The following is a 14,357-nucleotide window of genomic DNA, read 5'->3' on the forward strand; positions in this document are numbered from 1 at the left end:
GGGGTCGCGCAAGGGTATGTTGCGGTCGATGTCACTGCGGAAGGGGCCGGATGACCACGGTGCGTAGCGGACGAACGGTGCGGGACCTGCGGCGGGGCAATCGGAGCGCCGTCCTCCAACGGCTCTATTTCGGCGGGCCGATGAGCCGCCAGGAGCTGGGGCCCGCCACGGGGCTGAGCTCCGGGTCCGTCAGCAACGTCGTCGGGGAACTCGTCGCGGACGGACTCCTGGAGGAGGCCGGCGTCGTCGACTCCGACGGGGGCCGGCCCCGCACCCTGCTGCGCGTGGCGCCGGGCAGTGCGCACATGATCGGCGTCGACGTCGGGGAAACCCGCGTCAGGGTGGAGCTGTTCGACCTGACACTGACTGAACTGGCCCGCGCCGAGATGCCGTTGCTGCCCCGTGGCTGTTACGACGTCGGCCCCATCGTCGACCACATCAGGGACGGCATCGCCGCCGTGCTCACCGAGGCCCGGACCGGCACGGACCGGCTGCTGGGCGTGGGCGTCGGGGTACCGGGCATCGTCGACCGGGACGCCCCGGGCGGGACCGTGGTGCACGGCCAGACCATCGGGTGGGACGCGGTACCGCTGGAGCGGCTGCTGCGCGGCACCGGGGCCGTGCCGCAGCAGGTCCCGTACATCATCGACAACGGCGCGCGGACCCTCGGCCAGGCGGAGATGTGGTTCGGGGCGGGGCGCGGAGCCCGGGAGGCGCTGGTCGTGCTGTTCGGCTCGGGCGTCGGCGCGAGCCTGATCACCGACGGCTCGCCGGACGGCGGGACGACCGAGGGGACCCCGCTGGAGTGGGGGCACCTCACCGTCTCGGTGCGCGGTCGGCGCTGCCGGTGCGGGGCGCTGGGCTGCCTGGAGGCGTACACGGGGGCGGAGTCCCTGCTGGCGCGGTGGGCGGAGCGGGGCGGCGGGCCCGGGGATTCCGTGGACGAGGAGGAGGCCCTGTCGGCCCTGCTGGCCGCGGCCGGCCAGCAGGACCCGGTCGCGCTGGAGGTTCTGGAGGAGACCGCGGAGTACCTGGGGGCGGGCCTGTCCGACCTCATCAACCTCTTCCAGCCGGAGCGGATCCTGATCGGCGGCTGGGCGGGCCTGATGCTGGGTCCCCGCATCCTTCCGGCGGTACGCGAGCACGCGGCCCGGTACTCCCTGCGCCATCCCGCCGGCCGGGTCACCGTCGGCATGGGTTCGCTGGGGCCGGACGCCGTAACGGTCGGCGCGGCGACGCTCCCGCTGTCCGCCTTCTTCGCCACGGGCGGCCGCCGCGCGACACCCCGGCCCGACGCCGAACCCCCGGCCTGGCACACGGCCCTCGGTGTGCGGGACGGAACGGCCCCCGGCCCGGCGTAGGGCGGCGGGGCGGGGTCACGCCGAGTCGCGGATCACCAGTTCGGGCGTGAACAGCACCGACGCCGGGGCTGCCCCGGGGCCGCCCGCGACGCGGTCCAGCAGCAGCCGGACCATCTCGGCCGCCATCTCCTCCACCGGCTGCCGCACGGTCGTCAGCCTCGGCCGGCAGGCCGCCGCCGCGCCCGAGTCGTCGAAACCGACCACCGCCACGTCCCGCGGGATCCGGCGGCCGTGCTCGCGCAGCACCAGGCAGGCCCCCTGTGCCATCAGGTCGTTGGCCGCGAACACCCCGTCCAGCTCGGGCTGTTCGCCCAGCAGGCAGCGCATCGCGCGCTCGCCTCCGTCCAGGGTGAAGTCCCCCTCGGCCACCCGTACCCGGCCGCCCCGCGCCGCCGCCCGGAAGCCCGCCACCCGCTCCCGGCTCGCCGGCACGTCCGCGGGACCCCCGATCACCGCCAGCCGGCCGCGCCCCAGCTCCAGCAGGTGCCGGGCCGCCAGCGCCCCGCCTTCGTGGTGCCGCAGGTCCACGTGGTCCAGCGGTACCCCGGCCGGCGGCCGCGCGAACGACGCCGCCGGCAGCCGGGCCGCCGCGAGCATGCCGGGCAGCGGATCACGGGGGTGGGTGGTGACGAGCAGCGCCCCGTCCGCACTGCCCTGCGCCAGGTACCCGAGTACCTCGGCCCGGTCCTGGTCGGTGTCGGCGAACATGAGCACCGGGTGCACTCCCCGCGGCCGCAGCGCACCCACCACCCCGCCGACAGCGCGCCCGAAGAAGGGGTCCTGGAAGACCCCGGCCGCGTCCTCGTCCCGCGCGCCCGTGGCGCCGGATCCCGCCCCGGACACGACCAGGGCGACGGTTCCGGAGCGGCGGGTGACCAGCGAACGGGCCGCCCGGTTGGGTACGTAGCCGGTGGCGGTGACGGCCCGTCGCACCGCCTGCGCGATGGCCGGGTCCACGTTCCGCACGCCGTTGACCACCCGGGACACCGTCGCCCTGGACACCCCGGCGGCGCGGGCCACGTCCTCCAGCGTCGGCGTCACCCCCGTCCCGGCTCCCGCGCCCGCCGAGCCCGTTCCCGTACGCCGCCCCGTGTCCATGGCGGCACTGTAGCCGCCGGGGCCCGCTAAGGGCTGTCCCGTAATCCGCGGCGGGACAGCCCTTAGGGGACGTCGAGGTGCGTACGCAAGGGCAGTCGGCCGGCGCTGGGGCCCGCGAGGAGGGTGAACCGGCCCGGCTCATCCGCCCAGGCGCGCGCCTGCGGGCACCAGTGCCGCAGCGCCCGCGCGGGGATCCGTACGCGGGTCGTCAGCCGGTCCCCCGGCCCGGCCTCGACCGCCGTCCAGCCCGCGAGCCAGCGCACCGGCCGGTCGACCGCCGAGCCGGGGCGGGCCAGGTACAGCTGCACGACCTCACGGCCCGGGCGGGGGCCGGTGTTGCGGAGCGCCACCGGGACTTCGTAGCCGCCGCCCGGGGCCGGTCCGGGCGCGCCGATGTGCTCGTAGCGCCAGGTGGTGTAGCCGAGTCCGTGGCCGAACCAGTACGCCGGCGTCCGGCCCGCGCGCAGCCAGGCGCGGTGCCCGATGTGCAGGCCCTCCTCGTACGGGAGGACCCCGTCCGCGGGGAGGGTGACGTGCACGGGGGCGTCGGCGAGGGTCCCGGGCCAGGTGGTGGGGAGCCGGCCGCCGGGTTCGGCGCGGCCGAGGAGTACGTCGGCGAGCGCGTGCCCGGCTTCCTGGCCGGGGAACCAGGTGAGCAGGACGGCGGCGGCCGCCGCGCGCCAGGGGAGCTCGACGGGGCCGCCGCTGTTGACGACGACCAGGGTGCGGGGGTTGGCGCGGGCGACCTCCGTGACCAACCGGTCTTGTGGTGCGGGCAGTTGCAGGGTGGAGCGGTCCTGTCCCTCGGATTCGCCCCCGTCGGTGGTACCGACGCAGACGATGGCCACGTCGGCCTCGCGGGCGGCCGCCACGGCGGCCGCGAGGGCGTCGGCGGGATCGGGGGCGGGCGGGGCGGCGGCGAGGACGGTGGCCCGGCCGGTACCGGGGGTCAGCTCCCGGCGGGCGCGGACCTCGACGGGGCGGCCGGCGGTGAGGTGGACGCGCACGGTCCGCCGGGGCGGCCGTACGTGGATGACGGCCGGATCGTCCGTCTCGGGCGGGAACTCGCCGGCCAGCAGCGGCGTACCGGCCACGGCGAGGCCGAGCGCGCCGAAGCCGCCGATGCCGAGGGTCCAGGGGCCGGTCGCGTCGGGGTGGAGTACGGCGGCCAGCTCGACGGTCCGGGCACCCGGGGGCAGCTCGGGCTCCAGGACCCGGCCCGAGGGCTGGTGCGCGGAGTACAGCACGGCCCCGGCGGCGTCGAGCACGCGCAGCCGTACGCCGGGGGCGCCGGTCTCCGGGTCGCGGGCGTACCGGGCCCCGAGCGGCGCCGGACCGCCGTCGGCGCCGTCCGGCGGTGGGCCCGGCTCGTAGCGGACCCGTACGTGCGCTGGCAGGGCGGCTCGCAGCCCGGCCAGCGGGGTGACCACACCGGGCGGGAAGACCTCGGAGCTGCCGCCGCCTTGGACCCGGGGTTCGGCGGCGTGCGTCCCGATGACGGCGACCGCGGACAGCGCTCCGGCGTCCAGGGGCAGCGCTCCCCGGTTCTCCAGCAGGACGAAACCCGCGGCGGCGGCCTCGCGCAACAGCCGCCGGACAGCGGGGTCCGCTCCCGTCGCCGATGCGGAGGGCGCGGCGTCGGTACCGGTTCCGTCGGGCGGCGGTACTTCGGCGGGCTGTGGGCTTGCGAGGGCGCCGACGCGGGACGCCAGCCTCAGCACGCGGCGGACCTTGTCCCGCACCGCGCCGGCCGGCACCAGCCCCCGTTCTACGGCGTCGGTCAACGCCCGGCCCCAGGGCCCGTCGGGGCCCGGCATCAGCAGGTCCTGTGCGGAGCGGGCGGCGGCGACGGTGGACCGGCCGGCGCCCCAGTCGGTGACGACCACCCCGTCGAAGCCCCACTCCCCCTTCAGCGGATCCGCGAGGAGCGGATTCTCGCTCATGGTCGTCCCGTTGACCTTGTTGTACGCCGACATCACCACCCAGACGCCCGCGCGGACCGCGGCCTCGAAGGGCGCGAGGTACAGCTCGCGCAGGACCCGTTCGCCGATCCGGACGTCGAGGGTCAGCCGCTCGGTCTCCGAGTCGTTGGCGACGTAGTGCTTCGCCGTCGCGGCCACTCCGCGGGACTGGATGCCGCGGATGAGGGCCGCCCCGGTCCGGGCGGCGAGCCGGGGGTCCTCGGCGAAGCACTCGAAGTGCCGGCCGGCGAGGGGGCTGCGGTGCAGGTTGAGGGTGGGGGCGAGGAGGACGTGGACCCCCTTGGCGCGGGCCTCGTCACCGAGGAGCGCGCCGAGACGCCGCACCCGGTCCTCGTCCCAGAGCGCGCCGATCGCGCTGGCGCAGGGCAGCAGCGCCGCGGTCGAGCGCTCGTCCCAGCCGGGACCGCGGACCCCGGCCGGGCCGTCGGAGAACACCATCTCGCGGAGGCCGACGGCCGGTTCGGGGCGGGTCCGCCAGGTGTCGGCACCGGTCAGCACGTGGACGCCCGGCCGCAGGCCGAGGCGGTCCGCGAGCCGGTCCTCGGCGCCGTCGTGCATACGGGTGGCCCTTTCGTCGCAGCGCGCCGGGGGCGCGGGAAGCACGGTCAAGTGCCGGGAGCGCACGGGCACCTCGACCGCCGGCTCCTTCTGGGAGAGCGCTCTCCCGATGGTCCGGGGACTCCGGCCGACTGTCAACGTCCTTGCCTGGTGGCTCTCTTGCTGCGCGGGGCTGCCGTACACCTGCCGAGGCCCTGAGCGCCGCAACCCCGCTACCGGTTCGGGGTGCCCCAGGCCCGGGCCACGGGGCCGTCAGCGCCCCAGCGCGTTGCGGATCGTCAGCCCGTGGTGACGGCGCAGTCGGCGCAACTCCCACCAGGACAGGGCCGTGACCGTGACCGGGGCGCCCAGGATGAAGGCCGCCCTGGCGCCTGCCGGGACCTGGGGGTAGGCGCCCGTGATCACGTCCAGCAGGGCCATTTCCCACACCAGCACACCGGCGAGGACCGGCGGCACCACCTCGTGGATGTCGGCGGTGCGGAAGACGTGTACGAGCGACAGTCCGATGCCGTAGAGGGCGAAACCGATCGACCACAGGCACACCACCCAGATGGCGATCCTTCCCGGCAGCCCGATGGCGTCCCGGAACCCGGCCAGCTCCGGTGCCATCGCGAGCGCCGAGGTTCCCATGGAGGCCATGATGGCCACCACCGCGCCGAGTGAGCGCGCGGCCCGGCGCAGGTAGATGCGCCGCAGCCCGGCCCGCGCGGCGGCTACGAAGGCGCCGACGACCACGGGGAAGGTGCAGACCAGCGCCAGGACGCTGGACCAGCTCTGGTCGAGGCGTTCGCCCGCCACGGCCTTGACGTCGTCGGCGCTGACGACGGCCTTGTAAGCGACCATCAGGCCCACCCAGGCGACGAGCCCCAGCACGGTCCGCCACAGTTGGAGCCTGCGGACGTCCGGATCCTCCACGATCCCGGCCCGCGAAGGGCGGAACGTCCGCTGGGCGGCGTACAGCGGGTTGCAGATGCCGCGCACGATCTTCCGGCCCCGTGACGGCTCGACAGGCGGCGGAACAGGCGGATACGGCGGATACGGCGCCGACGGGTACGGGTACCCCGGCGGCGGCACCGGACCCGCGTACGGAAACCCCTGCGGCGGGAGCGGACCCCCGTACGGAAACCCCTGAGGCGGCACCGGGCCGCGGTGGCCGGCCCATCCGGTGGGCGGCCGGCTGCCCGCACCCTCGACCGGGGGCCCGTACCCGCCCCCGCCATGACCGCTCATGTCACGCACCCCCGCTGCCCCGCCCGGCCGAACCCCCGGCATCGTATCGCGACGCCGAACGCCGAGCCTGCGACGGCAGACAGCACGGAGGCCTCTCCGGAACGACGTTCCGGAGAGGCCTCCGTCAGGTGACGCCCTCGTCTACGGAAGGCTCCGGAGGAGACAGCTTCTGACCCATCCGGAGAATTCGTCCCGCTCGGGGTCCTCCGGCGTCACGAGGGACACGTGGAACCCTGCCGGGATGATGACGTACGCCCCCTGCCAATCCGTGCCGGACACCGTCTCCACTCCGCTGCCGACTCTCATCGAGAACCGCCGGAACGGCTTGTGGAAGATGGCTACCGGCCCTTCCCGGCGCTCGTCGAGCGCATATCCGGACTCCTCCCAATGACGCTCCATACCGGTGTCCCGGACGAAGGTCACGATGTCCGCTTCGGCTTCCTCACGGCGGTCGTCCGCGACCAGTGAGCCGAAGTCGAAGGAGGCGGGATCCTGGCCGTTGACGAGTCCGGACGGCCATCTCTCGCTCATGGCGACGCAGAACCGGCTGAACAGGTCAGCCAGGGAGCCGGCCACCACGAAGTCCGTCGAGTATCCCGAAAAATCCATCAGAGTTCCTTCACTTCCTATCCTCCCCCGTGGCTCCAGTTCTTGACCGGCCCGGCATAGAGGATATTCGCCTTCGATATGTCGAGGTCCGTGGGCGAGAACCACACGTGATCGCGGCCTCCGCGCAATCGGCCGGCGACCTTGCACGCGCACGTTTCGAACTGGATCACGTACTCGGACTTCTCCCGCGTGATGCCCAGGAAGGACTTGAATCCACCGGGCTTCTTGGCGATGTCCGCGGGGCTCATGCCGGTGAGGTAGGCGCCGGCCGGGTTCCCCTTGCTGGGCTGGGAAGCCCTGATCGTGATGCCTCCCTTGCTGCCCCCGCCCATGATCTGGTTGAAGCTCTTCTTGGTGGTGTAGTGATAGGCGACGGCCTTCTTGTCACAGTTGTGGACCAGAAGGGGGGTTTCGCCCGCCAGTGCGTAGTAGGTGTGGTGGCCGGCGACGGTGAGGTTGTGGACCCGCTTCTGCTGGGTCCACGCCCGGGTCCCGGTGATCTGGACCCAGGTGCCCGAGGAGGTCTGGAGCCATTCACCTGCCTTGAGTTCCGAGGCCTTCAGCCATTCGCCGAGCCCCGGCACCCAGAACGGGTGGCCGTCGGTGGCGGTCACCTTCTCGGTGGCGCTGCCCCGCTCACCATCGGTGTCGATGGTGAGCTCCACCAGGTTCTTCTGGCCTTCGCCCACGATCAGCGCGGCCACCGGCTCCGTTGCCGTCGTCCCCGTCTCCGGGTCCGCGGCCACGACCTGGTCGCCCAGGGCGATGTCCTCGATCGCCTTCGTGGAACCGTCGGCCATCAAGACCTTGGTGCCGGGCACGAAGCTGTTGCAGGTCTCGCCCTGCTCCGGCTCCTTCTTGGCGGCCTTCTTGGGCTCCTCCGCCTTCGAAGCCTTGCCGTCGTGGTCGGCCTTCCTGGCCTTGGCCGCGGACTCCTTGGCCTGCCGGGCTGCCGTCGCGGCCGCTTCGTCGGCCTTCTTGGCCGCCGCGGCTGCCGCCTCTTGCGCGGCTCTTCGGGCCGCTGCCGCCTCCTCCTCCAGTTTCCTCGCGCGTTCCGCCGCTTCCTCTATCTGCCGTTTCCATTCGGCGAGGTCCTCGGCGTACTTGGCCATGGCCTGCTGGTAGCGCTGCGCCCGCGCGATGATGTCCCGCGCCAGCTTCAGTTTGCTCATCCAGCCGTTGAACGCGTCCCAGGCCCGGTCCAGGGCCTTCAGGATGCGCTTCGCCTTGCCCGCGAAGGGCAGGGCCGCCTCAAAGGCCAGGCCGGCGCACGCACCCCAGTCGCCGCCGAGGCAGGACCGGATGTCGTTGTAGCCGGAGGCGTCCTTGAGGATGCCGACGGCGACGTCGAGCGCTACGTCGAGCGCGCTGCGGCCGTTCGCCCAGTTCGCCCATACCAGTTCGGCGTCGGAGAAGTCCTTGATGGGCATCACCGGCGGTGCGATCGCCAGACCGCTCGGGTCGCTGAAGGTGACCGGCGAGTTGTTGGCGTAGGCGTACGGGTTCTGCTGCTTGGGCTCGTTGTGGTCCACCACGGGGTCGACCGAGAGGAACCGGCCCAGCGCGGGGTCGTACTCCCGGGCTCCGAGGTGCACGAGTCCGGTCGACTCGTCCGTCTCTCCCCCGACGAATCCCTTCTTGCCGGGGAAGACCGACGGCTGGGTGCCGCGTGCCTCACCGAAGGGGGTGAACTTCCGCCGGGTGACCTCCTGGGTGGTGGCGTCCACGGCGGCGGTCGCCGTGCCGTTGTTGTCGTCCAGCAGGTGCGACGTCGAAACGGCGCCGTCCTTCACGGACTTGACCATGAGCGGGCCGGACGGGTGGGAGTAGTACCGGTTGCTCTCGAACTTCCCCGACGGAGTGAGCTTCACCTCGTTGCCGGGCAGGTAGAGGGTGGTGCCCGACGGGTCACGCTTGATCAGGCGGTTGCCGTTGGTGTCGTAGAGGAACTCGGTGGTCTTCGTTCCCTCCGTCACCTTGGCCAGATGGCCTTCGGTGTCCCACTCCAGGTTCTGCGTGTTGCCCTGGATCGTACGGGCCTTGGTGTTGCCGACCTCGTCGTACCCGTAGGACTCCGTCCGCGAGCCCTGCGGGCCGGTGGTGTCGACCCGGTTCAGCTGGTTGGCCCCCGGCTTGCCCGGCGTCCCGTGGACGTAGGTGCGGACGACGTCCTTGGTGAGGTCGCCGTTCGGCGCGTGCTGGATCTCCTTCGTGCGGTTGCCGGTCGCGTCGAAGCCGTACGAGGACCAGTACGGGTCCGGACCGCCCACCTTGGGAGCGGAACCGGGTCCGGCGGCGTTCGGCTTGGCCGCGCAGTCGTCGGTCGCCGTCCACGCGTCGCTCATGCGCCGCATGTAGTCGTACGCGAAGCACTGCGTGTCCACCGCGGCCGAGCCTTCGGGACCCTCCTTGTCGGTGATCTTGAGGATGTTGCCGGCGGTGTCGTAGTCGTACGAGGTGTCGCTGATGCGCCCCGGAGTCTTCTCCCGGTCGTTGACCGTGCGGGTCAGGCGGCGGGTCTGCTCGTCGTAGAAACTGCTGGTGAAGATCTGCGAACCGGCCGGTCCCGAGGCCGTCCGCAGCACGTCGCCCATGGGCGAGTAGTCGACCTTGGCCACGAACGTCTTGCCCGCGATGCCCATGACGGTGGGGAGTTCGAAGTGGTTGTAGGCCATCGTCACGCGCTCGCTCGGCAGGTCGCCCACGGCGGGCTGCTGCATCCAGGCCATGAGACCGGTGTTGGGCCGGTATCCGGTGGCGAACGAGTACGTACCCGCGAGCGCGCCCTCGGACTGCGGGACCGTCACCGACTGGCCGGTCGGCCGGTACTCGGTGTCGTATCCCGTCACCGCCTGGGTGTAGGCGTTGCCGTTCACGTAGCGCGTCGAGGAGACGGGCAGGCCGACGGCGCCCGGCAAGGTGTCGAACACCGTCTCCGTGAGCTTCGGGCCGCTGAGCGAGCCCTCGTGCGTCGCCGTGTTGCGGCCCAGGACGTCGTACGCGAACGCGATGCTCCGGCCCCGGGCATCGGTGATCGACTCCAGCCGGTCACCCTTGCCGTACGCCCGGGTGGTCGCGCCCTTCTCCGGGTCCGAGGATCTGGTGAGCCGGCCGCGCAGGTCGTACTCGAAGGTCCAGGTGTCCCCGGCCTGGTTGACGACCGACTCGGGCTGTCCCCGGTCGTCGTACGTGTAGCGGGTCGTGTCGTACGCCCCCGTCGGTGAGTCCGAACGGAAGTGGCGCAGCTCGGTCTTGCGGCCGAGGCCGTCGAGGAAGGCCCGGGTGGGGGTCTCCCCCGTCGGCGGGTCGACCGTGATGCTGTCTCCGCCGTAGGTGGTCGTGGTGCGCGAGGTCTCCTCGGCGAACTTCCGCGAGATCTGCGTGACCGGGCGGCCGGAGCCGTCGTACTCGGTCACGGTCGAGGCCGCGACCTCGTTGTCCTTCGGGGCCCATTGGACCCCGGAGGGCGCGCCCGCGGCGTAGTAGGCGCCGTTGGACTTCCACACCTGGCCGAGGCTGTTGTAGAAGGTGTCGCTGATCACCCGGCCGCCGCCGAGCGCCTCCATCTGCATCTGGCGCAGGCGCAGGCTGCTGTCGAAGATCTCGTAGCTGCTGCGGTACGTGCCGTCGTCGAGCAGGCTCTTGGTCGTGATGACCACGGGGCCGTCGGGACGGACGTCGTAGGCGAACTCGGCGTCGGCGGACTTGGTGTCGGGATCGCGGTCGGGCGACCACGCCTTGGTCAGGCGGCCCAGGGCGTCGTACTGCATGACGCTCCGGCGCCCGTTGGTGTCCTCCTTGGCGAGGACGGATCCGCGGCCGCGGTCGGTCTCGACCGTCTCGGTGTGACCGAGGGGGTTGGTGGTGACGACCTTGGTGACGACCTGCCCGGCGGCCGGGGTGTAGTCGATCTTGGTGACCTTGCCGAACACGTCGGTGGTGGTCCTCGGGCGCCCGTAGGCGTCGAAGGTGACCGAGCCGTCCGAGGTGTACTGCGGCTGACCGTTCGCGTATCCCGACAGGGACTCGGAGCGGGTCATGTTGCCGACGGCGTCGTAGAACATCCGGTTGTCGGAGACCACACCGTCGGGGCGCTTGAGCCCGGCGGCGTCACAGGCCTTGGCGGTCGTCTCGATCCGCTTCTGCCGGCCGATGATCCACTGTGCCTCGTCCGAGTCGTACTCGTAGCGGGTGCAGCTGTCGTCCTTCGGATCGGCGGTGTCACCGAGGTTCGAGACCCACTTGGCCAGGCCCCGCTCGTCGAACTCGGTCTCCTGCGAGGTGCGGCGCCAGCCGCGGCCCTCCGAGAGGAGGATGCGGGAGGAGACGTTGCTCGTCCCGTGCACGAACGCCTGGAGCGGTTCGATGCCCTCACGGGCGCGGGTGGCCGTCGGTCCGTGGAGCCACGGCGTGTAGCTGGTCGCCGCCTCCAGGGCGCCGCCCTCGCCGTTGTACGCCAGGACCTCGCGGGTCTGGCCGGCGAACAGCCGGTGGTCGGCGATCTCCTTGCCCTCGGAGTCCTTGACCTTCACCGAGCGGGTGCCGCCCGCGGGTCCCGCGCGGTCGCCGTCCAGGCCGCGGAAGAACACGCTCTCCGTGAGGGAGCGCTTGTCGGGGGCCGCGCCGATGAGGGTGCGCACGCGTTCGTAGCCGCGCCACTGGGACCAGGTACGGGTGTTCTCCCGCACCTGCTCGGTCTCGTCGTCGTACGCCCACGCCGGGGTGCCCAGGTACTGGTACTCGGTGATCCGGGTCGGCGAATTGCCGTTCCGGTCCTCCTCCGAGACCTGGTCGACCACGTACTTGTGGAACCAGTCGGTGACGTAGAGCTTCTTCTCGCGCTTGGGGTCGTTCGGGTCCGGTATCTCGGTGATGACCGGGTAGCAGCGCAGGGCGTTGGACTCGGGGGAGGCCGGCATCACCCGGGGGTTGGCGGCCCGGCACTCCGGGTCGCGGTAGTGCACGTTGACGGTCGAGCCCGTTTCGGTGTCGATCGCCTCGATGCGGTAGCGCAGGAACGGCGGTTTGCCGTCGCCCAGGCCGTCCACGCGGTTCGGCAGCTGCTTGCCGCGGAAGGTGACCGGCGGAAGGGTGATCGGCGCGCCGTTCTTGCCGGTGTGCTCGATGGCGGCGAGCCACAGCGGGTAGTCGGTGCCGTCGCCGGTCTGCGGGAAGTCCTGGGTCAGCTTCCAGGTGTCCACCGGCTGGTGGGTGGTGCCGTTCCAGACCTTCGTGGTGACCTCGGTCAGCCGCTTGCGCGAGAAGAACGTCGGCGTGAACCGGGCCTTGCACTCCTCGCCGGCCCCGCACAGCTGGTCCCCGGGGGTGTCCGGCCACATCTTGGCGGTGTTCCAGTCCACCTCGGGCTTGAGCTTGCCCTCCGCGCAGTCGAAGTCCTTCGTCTTCAGGCAGCGCTCGGCGACGGTGAAGTCCACCTGGGCGGGGGCGTTCGCGAAGAGGTTGTCCTGGCGCAGCCCGTAGGAGATGTGGTCGAGCCAGCCGGCCCGGTCGTAGGCCCGGTTGGTGGAACCACCGGCGATCTTGTAGTTCGACCCGTAGTGGTTGACCTCCTTGTTGTACCAGTAGGTCATCGCGTTGCCGCGCGGGTCCACGACGTAGTCGAGGTTCCAGCGGTAGGCCTCATCGCAGACCGAGCCCGCGAAGTCACCGGCCTTGAAGCAGTCCTCGCCGGGGTGGTTGCCGTACACCGGCACCAGGAGGGCGGAGTTGGTGACGGGCTTGCCGGAGGTCCAGCCCGGCACCTTGTTCAGACCGAAGTGGAACTGGACGCCCTGGGGCGTGGTGATGCGCCAGTACTCGCCCTTCTTGTCGCCGTTGTCGGCGCCGGTCAGCAGCTCGACGCGGGAGCCGTCGTCGTTGGCGGGCTTCCAGGTGCCGGTCTTGTCGTCCCGCACCAGGGCGGTGGAGCCGCCGTTGAGGGACATCGTGACCATGGACACGCTGTGGCACAGGTCGCCGGTGTCGTCCTTGGGGTTGTTGAACCCCGATCCTTCCTTCTTGTCCTGGCTGCAGGGGATGAAGGAGCGCTCGACGTAGTTCGAGCCCAGGTCCCAGCCGTCACCGACCCACGAGGTCTGCTGTGAGGAGGCGGAGGTGCGTCCGTCGATGGCGGCACTGGAGTAGCCGAGGGCCAGCGAGGGGCTCGGGCCGCCCAGCGACGCCGGCGTCTCCAGCGGGTACGACCAGGAGAAGTCGCCCGCCGAGCCGCCGGCCTGCCAGGTGCCGGTCGGGTTCAGGGAGGTCGCCTTGAAGGTGCCGTTCGCGCCGTCGGCGGTGGGAGCGGCCGCGAGGACGGTCGCCTGGGCGCCGGACGGGGCCAGCATCCGGGGGGCCGCCGACGGGGCCCGGCGGGCGAAGGTCCCCGCTGTCGCGGGGTGGCCGGCCGGGGCGGCGAGAGTCGCGGTGACCGTGCCCGTCGTCGCGTCGTTCTTCGTGGCGACAGGTGTGGCCGTACGGCACTCGGGCCGCTCGGGGCTGGTCAGAACGCAGGCGGGGAGCGCGGTGAAGCGGAGCCTGGAGCCCCAGCTGCCGCCGTAGGCGTTCTTGAAGGCGTTGTAGTCGAGTTCGACCGATACGGGGGTCGTACCGGGGGCGGTGTCGGTCCGGGTGACGGACAGCAGCACGCCACCGGGAACGCCCGCCTGCTTGGCCTTGGCCTGGTCGAGCAGGTCGACCTGGAGCTTGGCCGGCGCGGCGGCGGCCGGCGCGCCGGTGGACGGCTCGGGGGCGGCGGACTCGGTGGCCGGGGTGTCCGTGAGGCCCGCGGGTGATTGCGCCGGCGGCGCCGACCGGGCCTGCGGGGTGGCTGCGCCGGGTGCCGCAGCGGGGGTGCCGGCCGGGGCGATCCGGACCGGTAGCGTGCCGGCCTTGACCCTGGTGTCCGCAGGGCCGCCGGCCGACTCCGCAGCGGGGGCGGCCGCAAGGCCGCGGGCGGCCCGGTCCCCGGAGGCCGCAACGGACAGGGAGCGCCCGGCGGGCAGCTCCACCTCGGCGGAACCGGCCGCGGGCCAGGCGACCTTGGGCGGGGCGGTCCACTTGTTGCGCTGGGACTCGCCGGGCTCGGGGGCGGGCTTGCCCGTGACGGGCTTGCCGCCGACCTTGGTCAGACGTTGGAGTTCGGGGCGCTTCGAGACGTCCCCGGCCGCACTCGCCGGCGGCGAGCTGAGGGCGGTGGCGAGGAGCGCGAGGGCGATCGTGGGAATCGGCCAGCGCCATGCGTGTCTGGCCCGCGCTGCTTTAGCGGGGCGATAAGGACTTCGCAAGATTGGATCCCGTGACTAATCACGCGTGAGTTGAAGATACACGCTCTGGAATGACGGTGCAGAAACTAACAGTCAGAGCACACGAGGGATTAACCGCGTTGCATTCACACTGAAAATACATAGGCAAAACAGAGCAAACCGGACATAAAGCAGAGGTAAAGCGGAGTCAATGATTCCGCCTATCGATTTACCGGCGGCGAGCCGTGAGAAGCTAAGCCCGACTGTGAAAGCACCCG

6 protein-coding genes are annotated in these 14,357 nt (G+C 72.1%); 1 reads left to right on the forward strand and 5 read right to left on the reverse strand.

Going from position 1 to position 14,357, the window contains the following annotated elements:
• Positions 1–50: 50 nt before the first annotated feature.
• Positions 51–1,361, forward strand: a complete 1,311-nt coding sequence (locus tag ACZ4M3_RS21710) for an ROK family transcriptional regulator (protein ID WP_467734968.1) — start codon at positions 51–53, stop codon at positions 1,359–1,361.
• 15 nt (positions 1,362–1,376) lie between these two features.
• On the opposite strand, the gene ACZ4M3_RS21715 is transcribed toward ACZ4M3_RS21710, so the two are convergent.
• The 5 genes from ACZ4M3_RS21715 to ACZ4M3_RS21735 form a co-directional block, all read right to left on the reverse strand.
• Positions 1,377–2,459 (reverse strand): LacI family DNA-binding transcriptional regulator, encoded by a 1,083-nt coding sequence (locus tag ACZ4M3_RS21715; RefSeq protein WP_467734970.1) that lies wholly within the window; start codon positions 2,457–2,459, stop codon positions 1,377–1,379.
• 62 nt (positions 2,460–2,521) lie between these two features.
• Complete coding sequence (locus tag ACZ4M3_RS21720; RefSeq protein WP_467734972.1) at positions 2,522–4,999, reverse strand: glycoside hydrolase family 3 C-terminal domain-containing protein; 2,478 nt, start codon at positions 4,997–4,999, stop codon at positions 2,522–2,524.
• Positions 5,000–5,251: 252 nt separating this feature from the next.
• The gene (locus ACZ4M3_RS21725) at positions 5,252–5,980 is read right to left on the reverse strand and encodes a hypothetical protein (RefSeq protein WP_467734974.1); all 729 of its coding nucleotides are present in this window, start codon (positions 5,978–5,980) and stop codon (positions 5,252–5,254) included.
• 390 nt (positions 5,981–6,370) lie between these two features.
• Positions 6,371–6,838 carry a hypothetical protein gene (locus ACZ4M3_RS21730; RefSeq protein WP_467734976.1) on the reverse strand — a complete coding sequence of 156 codons (468 nt, stop codon included), beginning with the start codon at positions 6,836–6,838 and terminating at the stop codon, positions 6,371–6,373.
• Positions 6,839–6,855: 17 nt separating this feature from the next.
• Positions 6,856–14,121: an RHS repeat-associated core domain-containing protein gene (locus tag ACZ4M3_RS21735; protein WP_467734978.1), complete on the reverse strand. Its 7,266-nt coding sequence runs from the start codon at positions 14,119–14,121 to the stop codon at positions 6,856–6,858.
• Positions 14,122–14,357 lie beyond the last annotated feature (236 nt).

The sequence above is a fragment of the Streptomyces sp. NPDC026522 genome, assembly GCF_055567555.1.

Coding starts and splice junctions, on each gene's coding strand:
- ACZ4M3_RS21710 (WP_467734968.1), top strand. CDS start 51: ATGACCACGGTGCGTAGCGGACGAACGGTGCGGGACCTGCGGCGGGGC.
- ACZ4M3_RS21730 (WP_467734976.1), bottom strand. CDS start 6,838: ATGGATTTTTCGGGATACTCGACGGACTTCGTGGTGGCCGGCTCCCTG.
- ACZ4M3_RS21715 (WP_467734970.1), bottom strand. CDS start 2,459: ATGGACACGGGGCGGCGTACGGGAACGGGCTCGGCGGGCGCGGGAGCC.
- ACZ4M3_RS21720 (WP_467734972.1), bottom strand. CDS start 4,999: ATGCACGACGGCGCCGAGGACCGGCTCGCGGACCGCCTCGGCCTGCGG.